Raw genomic sequence first — 18,460 nt, forward strand, 5'->3', positions numbered from 1 at the left:
CCGGGAAAGGAAAAGGGACGCCCGGCCAGGACGTCCCTTTCCCTTTCAGCCCGGGGCTTTTAGCCGAGCCCGAGCTGGACGAACAGGAACCAGACGAGGAGCGGTACCACGCCGATCATCGCGATGGCCCAGAGCAGCAGCGCGCGGAAGAACATCCGTTCGTCCTTGGGCTGGGCGCTCGCCATGAGCAGGGCTCCGCTGGTGGACATGGGGCTGACGTCAACCACGGAGGAGCTGATGGCGATGGCCGTGACGACTCCCACGGGGGTGAGCAGCGGGTCCATGGCGATGGGTTCAATCACGGGGCTGATGACGCCCAGGGTTCCGGTGGTGGAGGCGAAGGCCGAAACGATGGCGACCACGTAGCTGGCGATCAGGGCTGCGAGGGAGCTGTTGCCCAGGCCGGCGATGCCGTCCTGGAGTTCCTTGAGCGCACCCATTTTTTCCAGCATGCCCACGTAGGTGACGATGCCGGTGACCAGGATGATGGCTGACCAGGGCATGCTTTCCACTGCCGGCTTCTGCACGCTGGAGTCCAGGACGATCAGTACCGCCGCGATGACCAGCGAGGCAACACCGACATCGAGTCCCAGGACGGTGGTGAGCACCAGCAGGGAGGCGATGCCCACCAGCGTGAGGATGCGCATGGGGGTTGCGGCCACCTTCTCCGGGCGGGTCCTGGTTCCGGCGGTCAGGGTGGTCTGTGCCGGTGCGGTGAGGACGGCCGTTCCGGCGCCGCCGGAACCTGAAACGCCGCCCCCTGCGGGTGCGTCAGCGCCGCCGTCGTTCTTCACGGCACTGTCGCCGCCGGCGTGACGTGCTTCCGCCTTGGCTGCCCGGCGCTTCATGATGGCCTGCACCAGGACGTAGGCGATCACGGCCAGGATGGCGTTGAAGACGAAGCAGTACGCGTAGAGCTTGAATGAGTCGTCAGCGGCGCCGGCGCCGGCCAGCATCTTGTTGCCGAGGACGCCGAACGGGTTGACCGGGGAGAAGGCACCCGCGTTGGCGCCCTGGACGATGACCAGGCCCATGGCCAGGGTGCTGATGCCGAACCGCATGCCCAGCGCCAGACCCACCGGGGCGACGATGGCGATGGCGGCGGGCGTGAATGCGCCGGCGGAGGCCAGGGCTGCCGTCAGCAGGAACATCAGGATGGGGACCAGGATTTTCCGGTCGCCGGCGAGCCGTTCAGCCCAGTAGGCCAGCAGGTCTATGGTGCCGTTGATCCGCACGATGGCGAACAGCAGAGTCGCGCCCACCAGGATGAAGAAGAGCCCGGCTGGGAATTGACCGATGACGTCCTTGATGGACATGCCGGCCAGGAGGGTGCCGACGCCGAACGCGGCGACGGTGGCGAGCAGTCCGGCGTTGATCTTGGTGAAGGAACCGACGGCGAAGGCCGCCACCAGCACCAGGAACGCGATGAGTGAAAGCGACATGGTGCCAACCGCCTACGCGTTGGCCGGGGTGAGGACGCCCGCCCCTGACAGCAGGCTGCCCGCGCCGGTGATGGCCGGCTGGTGGCCGAGCGCCTTGAGGATCTCGTAAGTGGTGGCCGTGGCCGCCGTGATGACCGGGAGTCCGAGTTCGTCCTCGACGGCCTGGACCGCGGCGAGTGACGGCATCTGGACGCAGGCAGAGAGCACGACGGCGTCCGCGCCCTCGCGCTGCAGGCTCCGGGCCAGTGCGGGCAGGTTCTGCGGGTCAAGGCAGCCGACTTCGAGGTTGTCCGCTACTTCGAGACTGATGGCGTCCAGCACCGTGATGCCCGACCCCTCGATGTAGTCCACCACCATCTTGGTCAGCGGCTTCATGTAGGGGGTGATCATGGCGACCTTCTGCGCGCCGATTTCGTGCAGGGTGCGGACCAGGGCGCCGGCGCTGCTGGTTACCGGGGCGGGGTGCCCGTTGCCGGCTGCGGCGTCTGCGATGACCTTCTCCGAGCCTTCGTGCGCTTCGGGGCCCTGGGCCATGACGGCCACCAGGCAGGCGTAGGCGATGACGTCCACGTCGGCGTCGGACACTGCTTCGGCGCACTGGGCTGCCTTGCCCACCATGGCCAGCAGTTCTTCCTTGGTGACTTTCTTCATGCCGGCGCGGGCGGAGTGGAATGTGTACTTGTGGCCGGTTGCCTCGGCCTGGCGCCGGAACAGTTCCGGCAGTTCGGTCTCCATGGTGGTGTTGGAACTGGGGACGATCAGTCCCACGCGGCTCATCCCGGGGCGCTTGGGCTCGGGGGCGGTTTCGCAGGTTACAGCGGGGGTGCTCATGGCTTCTCCACGTCGTTGTGTTGGGGATTATTGGGGTAAACCCATAAAGTGGGTTCTGGTCCCATAATGTGGGTCACGCGGACCGGATGTCAAATGGGTCACATCCCGGGGTTGCTCCCGGCTCACTAAGCTGGAGGCTGGTGGCGTAAGAAGATTGAAGGGGCGTTTGGACAGTGGTGAAGGAACCGGGAGCCGGGGCTTCCCCCTTGTTGGTCCTGCACAAGGTCGCGGAGATCCTGGACTGTTTCTCGGTGGAGGAGCCCGAGCCGACGCTGCAGCAGATCATCCGCAAGACGGGGCTGCCGTCCAGCACCTGCCAGCGGCTGGTGCAGAACATGCTGCGGGAAGGTTTTCTGGACCGCGACGGCGACCGGTATCGGATCGGTATCGGACTGGTCCGCTGGGCTACTCCGGGAACGTTCGGGCTGGACGTGGTCCGGTTGGTGAAGCCGGTCCTTCAGCAGCTGCGCGACGAAACCGGCGAAACTGCCTGCCTGTACGTTCGGGACGGGGCCTTCCGGACCATCGTTGCGGTAGCCGAGACCCGGCACGTTGTGATGCGGCCGTTCATGGTGGGCATGGTCATGCCGCTGCATGCTGGCGCCCCCGGCAAAATCTTCCTGGCGTTCGACCCCGGGGCCTGGGATGCCTTGGACGAGCAGGGGCTCGAGAGCTTTACCCCGGATACCCCGGTATCCCTGGAGGCACTCCGGGAGCAGGCCGCTGTTGCCCGCCGGCAGGGGTTTTACGCGGCCTTCGGTGAACGCAACCAGGACGTGGGCTCCATCAGCGCGCCGGTCTTCGACCATGCCGGACGGCTTGCGTGCGCTGTGGGCCTGGGGTTCCCTACCCAGCGGATTGGGGCCGCTGATGTCGAGCGGCTGGGGCCGGTGGTAGCCCGTGCGGGACTGGAAGCCAGCCGTGCACTGGGGTACGACAGCAGCCAAACCATCGGGTGAACCCGCCGGAGTAGGCGTGGCTGCGGCGCCCCGGCGCGTGCGCGAGATGCCGGGCTGCATATGGACCACCCGGAGCAGCCCGGCGCCCGGTGCCGGGCGGCGCTTTCGCTGGAGGGCGTTATACCGCCCGGCAGTGAACGTTTGTGCAGGCGGGTTTGGTGGTCTTCCCACAGCTCACGCCTCGACAGAATGTACTGACCAGTAACTTTGCGCTAAAGCAGCCGTCATGGCATGGCAGACGGGGTTCGCCCGGGCAGCGGATTTCCGCGCACATCCGTGCAAAACCATGGCGGCGTCGGAGGCCGGGCTGCCTACATTGGGTACCCGGGCAACCTTGGCCGACTCCGCTGAATACGGATGAATGCCGGGCCCGCACTCCTGACACGCGAACAAAGAGGTTTCTATGTCACTGCTCACCAAAGCCCTGTCCGCTGCCGCCATTGCCGTTCTTGCCGGTTCCCTGGCCGTGGCTCCCGCACGCGCGGGAACTGTGCAGGTTTCACCGCCCGGAGCCAATGACTGGTCCTGCAAGCCAAGCGCCGAGCATCCTTATCCGGTGGTTCTGGTGCCCGGAACATTCGAGAGCATGGAGAAGAACTGGTCCACCCTCTCGCCGTTCCTCAAGAGCGCCGGGTATTGCGTCTTCGCCCTCAACTACGGCGAGACGAACGGCGTGTACGCCACCGCGCCGGTGGCCAAATCGGCGCAGGAACTCGCCCCCTTCGTGGATTCAGTGCGGGCAGCCACCGGCGCCAAGAAAGTGGACCTTGTGGGCCACAGCCAGGGCGGCATGATGCCCCGCTACTACATGGGCTTCCTGGGCGGCGCCAAGTACGTCCACCAGCTCGTCGGGATCGCGCCCTCCAACCACGGCACCGAAGGGGTGATCGTCCCTGCACCGGGCGTCGTCCCGGATCCCAACTACACCGGACTGGGCTGTGCAGCCTGTGCCGATCAGCAGGCTGGTTCGGCTTTCATGCAGAAGCTCAACTCCATCGGCGACACGGTTGCGGGACCTTCCTACACCGTCATCTCCACGGTTCACGACGAGGTGGTTATTCCCTACAACAGCCAGTTCCTCAGCGGCCCGGCGCGGCAGGTCACCAACATCACGATCCAGGACAAGTGCCCGGCCGATGCCTTCGAACACGACCAGACGCCGAACGACCCCGTCGTGCACCAGCTCGTGGCCCACGCGCTGGGCCAGGCGTCCGGCCCCGCGGATCCCGCGTACCAGCCCAAGTGCCTCTAGCAGGGTGCAGCGGTGGGAGGTAATTTTCCGGCAGACGCTACCTACGCGGTGCAGATTGCAGCAATATGCTCCATATGAAAAAAGTTGTTATCGCCGGCCTCGCCGCGGTGGTCATAGGACTTGGTAGTGTCACCGCAGCAGGCCCGGGCAGCGCGGCAACGGAGCCGCAGCAGGCCTCTGGCCAGATCATCGTCAAGTTCCGCGACAACGGCGCGGCCGCAGGGGTGCTGCGCCAGCACGCCCTGAGCGAGGGTGCCGGCGTCGGCAGCACCGGCGCCCACGTGGTCAAGGTGCCGGCGGGGCAGGAATCCTCACTCATCGAAGCGCTGAGCCGGAACCCCGCCGTCGAGTACGCCGAGCCGGACGAGGTGGTTACCGCAACCACCTCTGACCAGTACTTCCCCCGCCAGTATGCCCTGCAGAACACGGGCCAGTCGTTTACCAATACGGCGAGCACGCTCACACAGCCCGCGGGAACAGCGGATGCCGACGTCGACGCCGTCGAGGCCTGGAACATCACCACCGGGAGCGGCATCAAGGTCGCCGTCCTCGATTCGGGCGTCGCCAGCGACAACCCCGACATCAACCCGAAGGTTGTCCTGCGGGCGAACTTCAGCAGTGCGGCGACCAATGAGGACAATTACGGCCACGGCACCCACGTGGCCGGGATCGTCGCCGCCACCTCCAACAACACGATTGGTGTCGCCGCAACGTGTCCGGGCTGCACCATCCTGGCCGGCAAGGTGCTCAACGACAGCGGGGTCGGATCCAGTTCAAGCCTCGCGAACGGGATCAACTGGGCGGTCGCTAACGGTGCCAAGGTCATCAACATGAGCATCGGCGTCCGGGCGTCACGCACCCTGGAGACGGCCATCAACAACGCGTGGAGCAAGGGCGTGGTGCTTGTTGCCGCGGCAGGCAACGGCGGCAACCAGACCAAGATCTACCCGGCGGCCTACCCCAACGTCATTGCCGTCGCCGCTACCGACAACAAGGACGCCAAGGCATCATTCTCGACCTACGGGGCCAGCTGGGTGGACATCGCGGCGCCCGGAGTCAACGTCTACTCAACGTTCCCGAACCACACGTTCGTCCTGGGAACGCAGAACAACCGCTCCTTCGGTTACGACGTCGGCAACGGTACGTCAATGTCATCGCCCATCGTCGCGGCAACGGCTGCCCTTGCCTTCAGCTCGCACCCGGGGGCAACGAACACGTCGGTGCGCACAATCGTGGAATCGACAGCCGACAAGATTGCCGGCACTGGCACGTTCTGGGCCAACGGCCGCGTGAACGCAGACAAGGCGGTCCGGTAGGCATCGCTCTAAACAAAACGGCTCCGCCAGATCGGCTGGCGGAGCCGTTTCGTTTTAAGACTGGAGTGACTGCATCACCGAGAGGTGCCCGGCGCGATCGGCGATTAGGCACTTGGCCAGGTAGAACGGCCGGTTCGCGTGCCGCACGTACTGCGTGAGGACGAGGACCGGGTCGGACGGGCGCAGGTCCAGCAGCTTGGCGCGGCTGGGACCGACCTGGCTCAGGCTGATCTGGCACTCGCCCGGCCCCAGTCCCCGGCCCGCCGCTTTGTTGAGCGCCGTGAGCAAGGTGGTGCCGCCGTCGTCGTTAATGTCCAAAGGCGCCGCGGCGCCGCCGGCGAAGCTGACGGGGAGGGCGGAAATGTTTTCCTGCAGGTGCGCGATGGGCTCGCCGTCGCGGATGAGGACGGACTCCCAGAGCCAGACGTCGCTGCCGGGCTCGACGCCGACGCCGGGGGCGACGAATTCGGAGGCGGGCTGCTTCTCGACCTGGATGCGCTTGATCTGGACCTGGTGGCCGGGGCCGCCGAGGACTTCCTCGAAGGGGCGGATGCGTTCGATGCCGATGCGGGGGAGGGTGTCGGAGACGAACCGGCCGACGCCGCGGCGGGCTCGGATGAGGCCGTCCTCCTCGAGCAGCATGAGAGCCTCGCGGACGACGGTGCGGCTGACTTTCATGTCGGTGCCGAGTTCGGTCTCGGTGGGGAGCATGGAGCCGGGCTGCAGCAGGTTGTTGCGGATGGCTTCGGCGATCCGTGAGTAGACGGCGACCCGGAGCGGTGAGCCGGGCTGGGCCTCCACTGGCTGGGACAGGAACCGGACGGCGTCCTCGTGCACGTTATGCCTCGCTTTGTTTTAGGGATTCCAGCGTAGCGCGCGTGTGACGCGTTTGTTGGACAAGTTGAAGTTGTAGCCGCTAGGTCATCCGGCTTCGGCGCAACTCAATTAAGATCGCTACGAATGCCACGCCGAGCCCGGCCGATGATGCAAACTCGGTTGAGACAGCGCATCCAGAGATGAGGACTGAACATGGCAGCTACCAGTGGCAACATCGCTCGATCGCGACTCATTCTGCAACTCCTGAGCGAGCATCCGGAAGGACTCTACAACAAGCCGGGCGAACAGGGAATTATGGCGATCGCCGCGGACCGCGTGCCGTGGACTGAACACGAACTCGAGGCACTCCCGAGCGGAGGTATCCGAGGAACGGCCAACCTCTCATGGGCCTCTGAAGATCTAAAAAAGGCTGGGTGGCTGTGGAAGAACCCGGAAGGTGACGGCCTCTGGAAAATAACCGAGGCAGGACAAGCGGCGCTGGCCGAGTATCCGGATGATGACTCGCTCGCTCTGGAGGCCCGCTCCCGGTACAACGAATGGAGCAAACAGAACAGGCAAAAGAAAGCCGAACTCCTGCGATCAACGATCGTCGCTCGGCACGCCAGCGAGGAGCGGGTTCGAACCGCCGCTCAGCTCTTTCGAGAAAGGGGTCTTTCGCAGTCCAGTTCGGTGTTTTCCCCCGGACGCTCTGTCTGGACCAGGCCGAATGTGGACGCGCTGCTGAGCCATTTTGTAAGCGCCATCAAAGTCGAGGGCGCCGACTTCCTCAGCAAGCTGGACGTCCAACTGGCTGGACTCGGTGATGAGGCGAAGCTGCTGCTCGCCGAACTCACGACTTGGCAACTGCTTCCGTTTCATAAGAGTGCGATGGGCGAACGCTCCAAGCTGGCACGTATCGAGAAAATTCTGGGATCCATGACCCATCCGGTCGAGTTGCCGCGGGAGATCCGTGAGGCACTCAAGGACGGGGTGTACCACCCCGGCATGTGGATGGTCGGTCAGGCACACCCTGCGATCAGCATTCATGTTCGCTTGCTGGATGAATGGCTCCGTCGGGCTCCTGAGGAACAGGAACTGATCTTGGAGGAAGCGCAGTCTTGGAAGAAATTCACCGCATCTATCCCTGAGAACATTTATCCAACGCAACGCAATTCATTGCTGTACGTGGGTCGGCCTGACTATTTCACCTCAATCATCCCGGACGTGGACAAAGAAGCAGTACGCGACAGGTTCCTTGGTGAGATCGGGGAACAGACAGGCGATGTCGACGAGGACCTTTTTCAGATCGTACTGGCGCTCCAGCAGTCGGAAAACGGTCCGATCGATTTTTACAGCGATGCCCTACTTCCCAAATGGCGTGGTCCGGGGTCGATCCAAGAGCCAACAGTTGAACCACTTCCAGCGGCTCCTGAGTCAGCAGAAGGAGCCGACTTCCGACGCGCGACCGTGGAGCTTTCGCAACGCCTACACATCGACGAGGACTGGTTGCAGAAGCAGCTAGATCTGATCGAACGCCGCCGCCAAGTTATCCTCTATGGACCTCCTGGTACGGGAAAAACCTATGTTGCTCTGGCCCTGGCCGAGCACATTGCCGGCGACGCTAAGTACACGGAGCTGGTGCAGTTCCACCCCAGCTACTCATACGAGGACTTCTTCCAGGGCTACCGGCCCGTGACGACCGATTCCGGTGCTTTGAGTTATGAGCTCAAGGACGGACCTTTGCGGCGGATAGTAGACCAAGCGGTCAGCAACCCGGAATACAAATATGTGCTCGTTATTGATGAAATCAATAGGGGAAATCTGGCCAAGATTTTTGGGGAGCTGTATTTTCTTCTTGAGTATCGAAACCGTCCCATCAAGCTCCAGTACAGCCGCGATGACGATGATTTCTTCGAGCTCCCCTCCAATTTGTTCATTATTGGGACGATGAACACCTCAGACCGGTCGATTGCTCTGCTGGACGCGGCGATGCGCCGCCGGTTCTCGTTCGTTGAACTGCATCCGGACAAGCACCCGGTAAAGCACGTGTTGGAGAAATGGCTTGAGCATCATGGACTTGAGGCTGAACCGGCACGTCTTCTCAGATTACTCAACGACCGCATCAGTGACCCAGATTTCAAAGTCGGGCCGAGTTATCTCATGCCACGGCATCTCGTCTTCGAGCCCGGACAGCTTGAGCAGATCTGGGAATACGACATCCTTCCCTTGCTTGCCGAACACCACTATGGCCAAGATCTGGACATTGAAAAGACGTATGGGATTGAGGTCCTGCGCCGCCAACACCGGGAACAGTCGCAAGACGCTGCGTCGCGGATGGAGTAACGCATGAAGCGCCTGAACCTCAGGGAAGGCCGTAACGAGGAAACCGTCTCCCTTCCTGCCAACGTCGCGGCGGCTATATCGGCTCTGAATGTGGCCAATGTGTCTCCCCTCGGCAATGGGGACTGGTCCATCTCCGGTGTCAGCAAAGTCGGCGTGATTCGTGTTGCTGACTGGCAGGTGGAAATCACACCTAAGGTCCTAATTGACCGGCTGTTTTTCATGATGAGTTTCTCAACAGATCAGCGATTCTGGCAGGAACAGGACGTCATTCTAGGTTCTGGGGCGACTCTTTTGGACACCATCGCCCATTCATTCATCAGACAAGCGGCGGTGGCCCTGGGTCGAGGAATGCATCAAGCGTACGAAACCTTCGACGATGCCTTGCCTATAGTTCGAGGACGTCTGGATATTCCGGCACAGATTGGCCGTCGGGCCGGGCTGGCGTTGCCGGCGCAGGTCATATTCGACGAATACACGGTGGATACGGTAGAGAATCGATTGCTGCTGTCCGCCTCACTGAGACTTCTGCACCTCCCGACGCTCGGTCAGGCCCATAGGGCAGCCATCATGAAGTTGACTCAGCGCTTCGAAGGAGTACGTCCGATAGCACCCGGGCGTCCTGTGCCGCAGGTTCATTTTCAGAGGTTGAACGAGCGATACAAGGGTGCGGTCGCACTCTCGGAGCTGATTTTGCGCAACACATCACTCGAACACAGGCAAGGAGAGAATGCGGCCAGCGGCTTCCTGTTCGATACTTGGCGGATATTTGAGGATTTCGTGTCAAAGGCGCTCCGCGCAAGTCTGGCAAGACATGGCGAAAGTGTCGAAATGCAGTCGTCTTCCTTCCTTGACCAAGGCCGCGAAGTCGTGATTAGGCCGGACATCCTGGTGCATTCCAATGGGTTCATTCGAGCCGCTGTGGATGCGAAGTACAAATCAGAGAAGAACGGGCGCTTTCCCCATGCAGACGTCTATCAGATGCTGGCCTACTGTTTGAGGTTTAGATTAACCGAAGGACATTTGGTTTATGCGAGGGGAGAGGAAGTCCTGAAGTCCTACGTCATTGATCCACCGGGAGTGACGATTCACTGCCATGCGCTCAATTTGGATCAGACCCCCGAGATGCTGCTGGCAGATGTGGATTTGCTTGCGGACAGGATCACGAGGCCCGTCTCGGCACGAGCGGACGAGCCGATTTGCGGGTTTGGAGAGGCTCAACTAGTGGAGCAGCGACCGATGACGGCGCGCGCTGTCCCTCGGAGGCCGCCGCCGCTAGAGTACTAGGCGACGGGTCCTCAAACATGGCCTGGTGATGTTTGGAAGCTTTATTAGAAGCTAATAAAGCTGAATAAACTTTGTAAACCCCGTCATATGAATCCGGCGAGTAACCCGTACAAGCCGAATGCTGCAGCTATTCAAAGCCTGAAGGAAGGTGTCTCGATAAAGTGGCCCAGACGAGGGCGGGAGCGCCATTCAAAGTTTCAACAGGCTTGACTTCACAGGCTCAACCGGCGGGGCGGAAGCGGTCGAGCGCCCACTCCCAGTTGATTAGCTCTTGTTCAAGCCGGACGGCTGATCCGTAGGTATCATTGCCGAGGGCTTCGTAGAGCATGGACTCTTCGGCAGTCAGCCTCGTCAGCGCTGCTCTCGACGGCGATGGCTCCGCAGTCCAAGCCTCCCGGTGCGCGAGCAGGGTTTCCTCGTCCATCAGCACACTCTCCACATGCGGGTGCGCCGCCCGGAGCTGGTCGAGGATTCGAAAACCATGCGTGTCGATGTCGCCCCAGTACAGGACTTCGCAGTCGCGAAGCCACGCCGCGTCACGTAGTGAGGAGAACCCGTAGCCGGCTCCATAGAGGGCTAGCGTCCCGGGGCGCTCTGGCAGGGCGAGGAAATTGACCTGGTTCTCGGTCGCGATGACGGTGTGTACCGGCAATTGCAACGCGCTGAATGCTTCAGCCGTGACGGTGATGTCGCGGGCGCCGCCAAGGGCAGGAATCGAAGGGTCAAGGATGCGGAACCGGACGAGTTCCGGCGGATGCAGGAAACCGTGTCGGCGGGCGTAGCGGGCCGCCGGAGTACGGCCGGCGCTGTTTTCCAAGCCAGCATCTGAACCGGCCATATCCGGTTCAGCGACTTCCAATGAAGCTTCCGCAATGACGTCCAGCTCGCCGCCGTTGGAGCCGGACCTGAGCGCGGCGAGCAGCTGATCAATCACCTGCCGGTGCCGCTCGATAAACTTGGTGTGCACGCCCGGAAGCCCCAGCTGACGGACGTAGATTCCCGGTTCGGGATTGTCCTGCAGCCAAATGGCGACTCGCGCGGCCGTCAAGGCATCAGAACCTAGCTCCAAAAGCTTCAGCGGCCGCCGCGCCGCCCAGCTCAGCAGCTGCGGATCCAGCTCACCCAGCTGAGAGGCCAGCTCCCGGAACCGCGCCGCCTCCCGGGACTTACCGACAAATGCGATCTCGTCCTCCACAGTTTCGAACACGGCCGCCGCCGGGATCCGGTTGGAACCAACCGTGCGGCGTCCCACCTCCGCGGTCTCCAGCTCGTACGCACCAGCCCCGGCGAACAGCTCGGCCGCCCACCGCTGGGCCGCAGCGTAATCGCTCAAGAGGGCTGCCGCCGTCGGACGTTTCAGCGGACGGCGGCGCGGATAAGCGCCCGACGGTTCCAGCAGCTCCCGCAGCAGCGCACCGCTGTTCCACGCCTTGAGCGACAGCGCCCGCAACCCCGCGACAGAGGTCCACGACTCAGCCGGCACGCCGGTCCCGTTCGTCCCGGTACTCCTGGATGGTCATGTTCCGCAGCTGCGAATCGTCGCCGTTGGTGTTCGCCACGAACCCCACATGCGAGACGAACGGCTCAATCACGTGAATCTTCTGCAGCGGCGTGACGATCAGCAGCTGCAGCTTCATCCGCTGGAACAGCTGCAGCCCGTAGCGCGCGGACTCATCGGACCCGCGCCCGAACGCCTCGTCGATCACCACGAACCGGAAACTCCGGCCGCTGTTCTTGATTTTGGCAGCGCCCGCAGCACCTGAAGACCCCAGCCCGAACTGGAACGCCAGCGCCGCCGCCAGAATGGTGTACGCCAGCTTCTCCTTCTGGCCGCCCGACTTGCCGCCCGAATCCGTGAAGTGCTCGAACTCCTCGCCGGTCTCGGTCCACTTCTCCGACGCCGAGAATGTGAACCAGTTCCGGACGTCAGTGACCTTGGCCGTCCACCGCTCATCCAGCGTGGTCAGGCCCTCCCGTCCCCGGAAGCGCTCGATCAGGCGCTCCACCTGCAGATACTTCTGCTCCGAGTACTGGTCCTCGTCGCCGATGGTCCCCTCCGAGCACGCCCGCAGATCGACGCCGAACTCGCGCACGTCCTGGTCCGAGCTGTTCTGGTGCTCCAGCTGGATGTGCCGGCCGGAGTTGTACTCAATACCGGCCAGCGACTGGTTGATCTCGCCGATCCGGTTCACGATGTCCTGCCGCCGGCTGTCCAGGAACGCGTTGAACGCCACCACCTCGTGGATGGTGTTCTGGTTCAGCGACTCCTTGAAGTGCGCCTCGAACCGCGGCAGGTCGTTGCTGACCAGCTGCTCCAGCAGCCGGTTGTAGTCCGCCGCGGCCTCGAGCGCGGCGTCGATGTCCGTGGTCTCGTTGGGGTACTTGTTGCGGAAGTCCGCCATCAGCCGGACGGTCCCCTCCGCTGCCCGGGCGATCCGCTTGGAGAGCGCGTCGATGGTGTCCGTCAGTCCCGCACGCACGGAGCTCTCCGTCATGCCGGTGTTCTTATACGTCAGCGTCTTGTCGCCGAGTGCCGCTGTGGTGAGATGTTCGACGGCGGCCAGCACGCCGCCGTCATCCGTCAGGGGAGTCTCGGCGAGAATGCCGCGGCATTCCTCGATCGCCTCCGCGATGTCCCGCGCGTCCTTCTCGTTCGCGCCCAGGCGCTCGCGCAGCTTGCCGGATCTTTCCTCCAGGCGTTCCAGCTCTTTACTGACGGTGGATTCCTTGGCGGTCAGCTGCTTCAGCACGTCGCTGGCGGTTTCCAGCTCGGTCTTCTCGTCCTTGAGCTCCTCGATCCGCCGGGCGGTGAGCTGCCAGCTGATCTCGCCGAAGTCGGCCACCGATTCGACCGTACCGAGCTGGCGCTGGCTCTTGCCCAGCGCGCCGAGCCTCCCGTTCACCTTGGCCAGCTGCGCCTCGGTGACCTGCAGCTGGCCCCTGATCTCGTCCTGCTCGGCGAGGAAGCGGCTGATCTTGTCGTGGTTGTCCCAGCCGAGCACGTAGTTGCGCCGGTCTGTTAGCTCCCGCCGGTCGTCCTTCTCGTGCCGGCCCCGGCCGCCCTTGAGCTGCCCGTTGACGGTGAGCGCCTTGGGGTAGCGGCGGAAGTCCTCGAGGGTGTCGCAACAGTAATGGTCGAACCGGGTGGCGAGCTCGTCCAGAAGGAAGTTGCGGAACGGGGTGTTCGGCTTGATGGCGATCTTCGCCGCCAGCGTTCCCGGCTCCGCCGTCCTGACCGCCGGGGACTCGCTGATCCGCAGGTAGACCAGCCGGCCTTTCAGGTTGTTGGCATCCACCCAGCTGCTCACTGCCGCGTAGTGTTCGGCCGGCACCAGCAGGGACAGCGCGAAGCCGTGCAGCGTGCGTTCCGCGGCACCCTCCCAGGCGCCCTCGCCGTCCCTAACCTTTAGTAGCTCCCCGGCGTACGGCAGGGCCGCTTCCGGGACTCCCGTACCATCACACAGCCGACGGCGGAGCTCCAGCTGGGGGATTGGCAGCAGGTTGGGGCGGGACTGCAGGCTGCGCAGTTCGGCGCCGATCTCGGTCAGGCGCGCGTTGAGCTCGGTCCGGGTGATGGTCAGTGCCGTGCGGCTCTCCTGCAGCTCGTCGTTCTGTCCGGCGAGCTCCTTCTCGACGTCGCCGAGCCGGGCACGGTTGGCGTCGAAGAGGACTTTGTCCTCGGGTGTCCGCAGCCCCAGGTCCTTCGCGGCCTCCGTGTAGGTGTCGAAGCGCTGCCGCTGGGTCCGCGACTCAACAGCGAGCCGGGCGATATCGGCGTCGATGGCCGCGAGCCGGCCACCACCGTTGGTGCGGATGTCCTCCTGCACGGCCTGCAGCTCGTGCCGCTTGTCCGCGATCTCCGTGCGGAGCTTGGTGCTGTCCTCCTGCAGCCGTTCGCCGGTGCGTTCGAGTTCCTGCTGGTGCTCCAGGCTCAGCTGCAGCTTCCGGTCCGTGAACCAGGGGTGCAACTGGTCGCGCTGCTGCCGGGCCAGCTCGTCCTCGCGGCTCAGCTTCGCGTGCTGTTCTGCGCCGTCCCTGATGGGCGTCAGCAGGGCGATCTGGTCCTTGGCCCGCAGTACCGCTTCGTGGGCCTTTTTCAGGTCGTCGAAGTGGTGGATCAGTTTGCCGATCCGCTCGGCGACGTTGTCCTCCTCCAGCATGTTGCTCCGCACGAACGAGGTGATGTTCTCCACCTGCTTCATGGACACCGTGCGGTGGAACAGCTCCATGGCCTGGTTGCCGCTGATGCCGAACTGCCGCTTGAAGGCCGCGGCGTAGGGTTCGAAGGTGTCGTGGACGGCGGCGCCGGCGGCCCGGAGTTTCTTCTTCAGCTTCGCCGGGTCCTGGCCGAAGTTCGAAAAGTCCACAGCGATGGACTGGTCCGCCTCGGCGAGGGAGTAGAACCGGCTGGGCTGGCCCGCCTCCTGCGTGGCCCACAGGGTGATGGCCAGGGTGACCGACTTGCCGAGCACCGCGTTGTGGAAGACCGCCAGCACCACGGTCAGGGACCCGGTGCTGCGCAGCGCCACCGGCTTCGAGTACTCGCCGCCGATGCTGCGCGTGCTCTTGTGGAAGCCGCGCACGTACGACATCAGCGAGCGTTCCTTCTTCTGCGCGCCGGCCGCCTTGTTGTACTCGATCTTGTTGGCCGGCAGCAGCAGCGTGGTGATCGCGTCCACGACTGTCGACTTGCCCGAGCCGATGTCGCCGGTGAGCAGGCTGTTGGCGCCGTCCAGCCGGAACGTCCGCACGCCCTGGTGGAACGTGCCCCAGTTGAGCAGCTCCAAACGGTGCAGCCGGAAGCCCGGGGGAGTGCCGCCGTCGTCCGTCCTTTCCTCCAGGCTGAACAGCGTGTCCTGCACTTCAGTGCTCACTTGCCGTCCTCCCCGGAGGTCTCTACCGCAGGGGTCCCGGCGCCCGGCGTGCCGGCGCCCAGCGTTCCTGCGAGGGTCGCGCGGTAGTCCGCCAGCCGCGCGTCGAACTCCTCCATCCACTGGGCGTCCACGAACGCCTTGAGAATGCGGGCCACCTCGTACGTGTCCGCCTGTCCCTTGAGCTTCCGGAGAAAGCCGAGCTCCACCACTTTCTTGATGTCCGCCCGCAGCCGGTCCAGGGTCCGGGCCTCGTTGCTGGATTCCGGCCGGAACAGCGAGACCATGTCCACGATGTCCTGCTCGGTCATGATGAGCCTGACCTCGCTGCTGTTGATGTCGAACTCCAGCATGCGGCGGCGGAGGAGGACCAGCAGAAGGCTGACGTTGAAGGTGAGCGTGCGGCGTGCGATGAGCCGGGGAAGCGTGCCGTCCGGATCCTCGCGCGACTTCAGGAACGCGTAGCCCTCGGACTCGTCCAGGATCAGGTCCAGCCCCAGCACGGACACATAGTCGCGGACCTGGGAGGACAGCCCCAGCAGCGACTGCCAGAGCTTCTGGTCCGCTTCGGCGTACAGCACGCCTTTGAAGAGCCGGGTGACGACGCCGGGAAGTTCCTCGGGCGTGCGGCTTTCCGTTTCTGCTGTGGCTGGGAAATTCGCTGCCGGATTCATGCGGGCCTTCCGAAGATGATCTGTTCGAGGGTGGCTTCGCGGATGCTGCCGTCTTCCAGCTGCCAGGCTATGTGCTGCTCGGTCTCCGCATTGATGGTGGCCCAGTCCGACTCCGTGGCCAGCTGGTAGTAGGCCACGATCTCCGCCAGCCCCTGTTGTACGGGGTGCTTCTTTGTGATGTCCGCCAGGGTGGCCTGCTCCGCCTCGGCGAGGACGGCGTCGATGTTGGCCTTGAGCCGTTCCTTGTCCACGTGGAACTGGCTGAACAGGGCGCCGGCGTCCACATCGGCGTCGTCGGCGGTTTCGATGTGGTCCTCCACCATGACCCGCCGGCTGGGCTCATAGAGCGGGCGTTCGAACGGCAGGGTGATCTCCACCTGCGGGCCGTCGATGGCGATGAAGTCGCCCGGCGGCGGCTGTTCCCTGGTTGCCAGCGCGCCCGATTCGACGCTCCGGATCAGCTGCATGATGCGCTTGTTCTCGAGGAACACCTTGTCGTCCAGCAGCCGGCGCATCTGCTGGGACAGCTGGCGGACGGTGCCCTGGGTCTGTTCGACGGCGGGCAGCCAGTCCTGGTGCAGGTTGGTGACGGTGTGGAGGTTCTCGGTTTGGGCGAGGGCCTCGATCTGGGTGGCTCTTTGGAGGAGGTCCTGGAGTTTCCGCCGGGATTCCGGGGACATGAGGTAGTCCCAGAAGCCCTGGAACGTCCGGCCCTGGAGGGAACTGCTGATGTCCTGCTGGTTGGCGAAGATCGACTCCAGCAGTTCGCCCTGGGTCCCGTCCCAGGTGGCGATCTGCTCGCGGACCTGGCGGTCCAGCTTCCGGAAGTTCTGTTCGACCTCGCGGAAGTCGGAGAGGAGGTCCTTGGCCAGGGCCTGCAGCTGCTGGAAGTGGTCCAGTGCTTCGGGCGCCGTCATGACGCGGATGTTGCCGTCGCGGATGCGCTGCATCTCGGCGTCGATGGCGTCCCGCTGGCTTTGGAGTTCCTTGAGGCGTACTTCGGGGTCCGTTTCCGACTGCTGGACCAGCCGTTCGAGGACGGCGAAGATGCTGGTGAGCCGTGACTGGGTGGCGACGAAGTCCCTGCCCTTGAGGCTCTCCACCCAGCGGACCACGTCCTCTGCCGCCGGGGTGAGGTCGTAGCGGGGCTCGTCCTGGCCCTGGATGTAGTATTTCCGCAGCCAGGCCCGTTCGGGGGCCGCCCAGTCGTCGAGGTACTCGGCTGCCAGGCGGGGGAACTTGTCCTCGCCGTAAGCGTCGCGGAGGCCGAAGAGGACGTCATCCAGGCTGTCGATGAGCTGCTGGCGGCCGAGGTTTCGCTGGTTGGGTCCGGTGAACGCCGCCATGAAAAACGAGATGGCCAGCGGGGCGTTCTGGGCGCGCAGCAGGGACCAGCCTGCATGGTTCTCCCGCAGGGCGTTGATTGCGTAGTAGTCCATCCGGTCCTCGGTGTTCCTGGGCTCGGTTGCCGTCAGTTCACTCTAAAGGGCGCCGCGGACATCCAAAGGCAACGCGGGGTCACTTAGCGCCCAATGACTGGCCGAAATTGGGCGCGATGTGACTCCGCGTTGCCACGGAACTCTCAACTGGTTGCTTGAGCTACCCTCGGAACATGCCTACTCCTTCCGCTCTGATCGCCGGGGCGAGCATCGCCGGTCCGGCGCTGGCCTGTTGGCTTGAGCGCTGTGGCTGGCGCACAACGGTTGTGGAGCGGGCGCCGGCCCTGCGCACCGGCGGGCAGAACGTTGACCTCAAAGGAGCAGGGCTTCAGGTCATCCGGAGTGTGGGCTGGAGGACCAGGTCCGTGCGGCCCACACCGGCGAGTCGGGGCTGGAGTTCGTCGGGGCGCGCGGGCAGGTGTTGGCGCGGTTTCCGGCGGAGGACCCAAGCGGCATGAGCCTGACCTCGGAGGTGGAGATCCTGCGCGGCGACCTTGCCGAGCTATCTGTGTCGGTCACCTCCGCCAGCATCGAGTACCGCTTCGGAGACCGCATCCAGTCGCACCTCGAATAGCCGGTATCGGCTGAGGCGCAATGACCAGACAAAGGAAAACTCATTGCAGATCAACAAACAGACGCTAAAAGCCGACGGCTTTGCCGGATTCCGTTCGTTCGAACAGTTGGACATCAGCCGGATTCCGCAGTCACCCGGAATCTACGTGGTGCTCAAACCCGAGGGCTTCGAACGGCTGTTCCTTGCGAAGAGCGTGGGAGGCCGGTTCAAGCGGCGTGATCCGTCTGTACTCCAACCTGCCTTGGAGACAGAGTGGATCGAGGACACGGACATCCTTTACATCGGCAAAGCAGGCGCAGGAAGCACGGGCAATCGCGGATTGCGAAAGCGCATTCAAGAGTTCGCCGATTTCGGCATGGGTAAGCCTGTAGGCCATTGGGGTGGTCGGCTCATTTGGCAGCTCACCGACTCCCAATCACTGGTCATTGCATGGAAGGAACTCCCAGCTTCCGAGGTCAATTCCGCCGAGGCCAGGTACCACGAGAAATTCATCGGGATCTACGGGCGGCTGCCGTTCGCCAATCTAGTTCAGGCCAGAGCGAAGGGTATTTAGGCGCGCTAGGTAGTTCGCGCGCGTTAGCCGGCGCGCACCGCGGTCCCGGCCAGGCGGCGCCGAGCAGTTTCTTTGAATTTCATGGGTTCTGCTTCACGGCGGACAG

Annotated in this window: 13 protein-coding genes; 6 read left to right on the plus strand and 7 right to left on the minus strand. The window is 63.8% G+C overall.

Translation table 11 applies throughout. From position 1 onward, the window contains the following. Positions 1–59 precede the first annotated feature (59 nt). Positions 60–1,442, minus strand: coding sequence for an SLC13 family permease (locus tag ACFUTU_RS01600; RefSeq protein ID WP_377960029.1), 1,383 nt, complete (start codon positions 1,440–1,442; stop codon positions 60–62). A 12-nt stretch (positions 1,443–1,454) separates the two neighbouring features. Continuing rightward, positions 1,455–2,273, minus strand: coding sequence for an Asp/Glu racemase (locus ACFUTU_RS01605; protein ID WP_377960030.1), 819 nt, complete (start codon positions 2,271–2,273; stop codon positions 1,455–1,457). A gap of 173 nt (positions 2,274–2,446) precedes the next feature. On the opposite strand from ACFUTU_RS01605, the gene ACFUTU_RS01610 reads away from it, so the two are divergent. The 3 genes from ACFUTU_RS01610 (at position 2,447) to ACFUTU_RS01620 (ending at position 5,800) form a co-directional block, all read left to right on the plus strand. Further along, on the plus strand, positions 2,447–3,232 hold the full coding sequence (locus tag ACFUTU_RS01610) for an IclR family transcriptional regulator (protein WP_377960031.1): 786 nt from the start codon (positions 2,447–2,449) through the stop codon (positions 3,230–3,232). Between the two features lie 403 nt (positions 3,233–3,635). Next, complete coding sequence (locus ACFUTU_RS01615; protein WP_377960032.1) at positions 3,636–4,484, plus strand: esterase/lipase family protein; 849 nt, start codon at positions 3,636–3,638, stop codon at positions 4,482–4,484. 74 nt (positions 4,485–4,558) lie between these two features. Beyond that, positions 4,559–5,800: a S8 family serine peptidase gene (locus ACFUTU_RS01620; protein ID WP_377960033.1), complete on the plus strand. Its 1,242-nt coding sequence runs from the start codon at positions 4,559–4,561 to the stop codon at positions 5,798–5,800. A 54-nt stretch (positions 5,801–5,854) separates the two neighbouring features. Here ACFUTU_RS01620 and ACFUTU_RS01625 read toward each other — a convergent pair whose 3' ends face one another. Next, the gene (locus ACFUTU_RS01625) at positions 5,855–6,637 is read right to left on the minus strand and encodes a GntR family transcriptional regulator (RefSeq protein ID WP_377960034.1); all 783 of its coding nucleotides are present in this window, start codon (positions 6,635–6,637) and stop codon (positions 5,855–5,857) included. Positions 6,638–6,829: 192 nt separating this feature from the next. On the opposite strand from ACFUTU_RS01625, the gene ACFUTU_RS01630 reads away from it, so the two are divergent. Both ACFUTU_RS01630 and ACFUTU_RS01635 read left to right on the plus strand, forming a co-directional pair. Then, the gene (locus ACFUTU_RS01630; RefSeq protein WP_377960035.1) at positions 6,830–8,959 is read left to right on the plus strand and encodes an AAA family ATPase; all 2,130 of its coding nucleotides are present in this window, start codon (positions 6,830–6,832) and stop codon (positions 8,957–8,959) included. 3 nt (positions 8,960–8,962) lie between these two features. Continuing rightward, positions 8,963–10,243, plus strand: coding sequence for an McrC family protein (locus ACFUTU_RS01635; protein WP_377960036.1), 1,281 nt, complete (start codon positions 8,963–8,965; stop codon positions 10,241–10,243). Positions 10,244–10,463: 220 nt separating this feature from the next. On the opposite strand, the gene ACFUTU_RS01640 is transcribed toward ACFUTU_RS01635, so the two are convergent. From ACFUTU_RS01640 to ACFUTU_RS01655, 4 genes are read right to left on the minus strand one after another with little or no spacing between them, the layout of a single operon-like run. After that, on the minus strand, positions 10,464–11,726 hold the full coding sequence (locus ACFUTU_RS01640) for a Wadjet anti-phage system protein JetD domain-containing protein (RefSeq protein WP_377960037.1): 1,263 nt from the start codon (positions 11,724–11,726) through the stop codon (positions 10,464–10,466). Then, positions 11,716–15,117 carry an ATP-binding protein gene (locus tag ACFUTU_RS01645; protein ID WP_377960038.1) on the minus strand — a complete coding sequence of 1,134 codons (3,402 nt, stop codon included), beginning with the start codon at positions 15,115–15,117 and terminating at the stop codon, positions 11,716–11,718. The genes ACFUTU_RS01640 and ACFUTU_RS01645 overlap by 11 nt, the downstream gene beginning before the upstream one ends. Further along, positions 15,114–15,788 carry a DUF4194 domain-containing protein gene (locus ACFUTU_RS01650; protein ID WP_377960039.1) on the minus strand — a complete coding sequence of 225 codons (675 nt, stop codon included), beginning with the start codon at positions 15,786–15,788 and terminating at the stop codon, positions 15,114–15,116. The genes ACFUTU_RS01645 and ACFUTU_RS01650 overlap by 4 nt, the downstream gene beginning before the upstream one ends. Beyond that, entirely contained in the window at positions 15,785–17,227 is a 1,443-nt protein-coding gene (locus ACFUTU_RS01655; protein WP_377960040.1) for a DUF3375 domain-containing protein, read from the minus strand. The genes ACFUTU_RS01650 and ACFUTU_RS01655 overlap by 4 nt, the downstream gene beginning before the upstream one ends. Before the next feature lie 617 nt (positions 17,228–17,844). On the opposite strand from ACFUTU_RS01655, the gene ACFUTU_RS01660 reads away from it, so the two are divergent. Next, positions 17,845–18,354 carry a hypothetical protein gene (locus tag ACFUTU_RS01660; protein WP_377960041.1) on the plus strand — a complete coding sequence of 170 codons (510 nt, stop codon included), beginning with the start codon at positions 17,845–17,847 and terminating at the stop codon, positions 18,352–18,354. Positions 18,355–18,460 lie beyond the last annotated feature (106 nt).

The sequence above is a fragment of the Arthrobacter sp. NPDC057388 genome (assembly GCF_042668165.1).
Lineage (GTDB): Bacteria > Actinomycetota > Actinomycetes > Actinomycetales > Micrococcaceae > Arthrobacter.

Excerpts from the sequence above, each read along its gene's own strand:
- ACFUTU_RS01650 (WP_377960039.1), bottom strand. The coding sequence starts at position 15,788 with ATGAATCCGGCAGCGAATTTCCCAGCCACAGCAGAAACGGAAAGCCGC.
- ACFUTU_RS01635 (WP_377960036.1), top strand. The coding sequence starts at position 8,963 with ATGAAGCGCCTGAACCTCAGGGAAGGCCGTAACGAGGAAACCGTCTCC.
- ACFUTU_RS01655 (WP_377960040.1), bottom strand. The coding sequence starts at position 17,227 with ATGGACTACTACGCAATCAACGCCCTGCGGGAGAACCATGCAGGCTGG.
- ACFUTU_RS01620 (WP_377960033.1), top strand. The coding sequence starts at position 4,559 with ATGAAAAAAGTTGTTATCGCCGGCCTCGCCGCGGTGGTCATAGGACTT.
- ACFUTU_RS01630 (WP_377960035.1), top strand. The coding sequence starts at position 6,830 with ATGGCAGCTACCAGTGGCAACATCGCTCGATCGCGACTCATTCTGCAA.
- ACFUTU_RS01600 (WP_377960029.1), bottom strand. The coding sequence starts at position 1,442 with ATGTCGCTTTCACTCATCGCGTTCCTGGTGCTGGTGGCGGCCTTCGCC.
- ACFUTU_RS01615 (WP_377960032.1), top strand. The coding sequence starts at position 3,636 with ATGTCACTGCTCACCAAAGCCCTGTCCGCTGCCGCCATTGCCGTTCTT.
- ACFUTU_RS01605 (WP_377960030.1), bottom strand. The coding sequence starts at position 2,273 with ATGAGCACCCCCGCTGTAACCTGCGAAACCGCCCCCGAGCCCAAGCGC.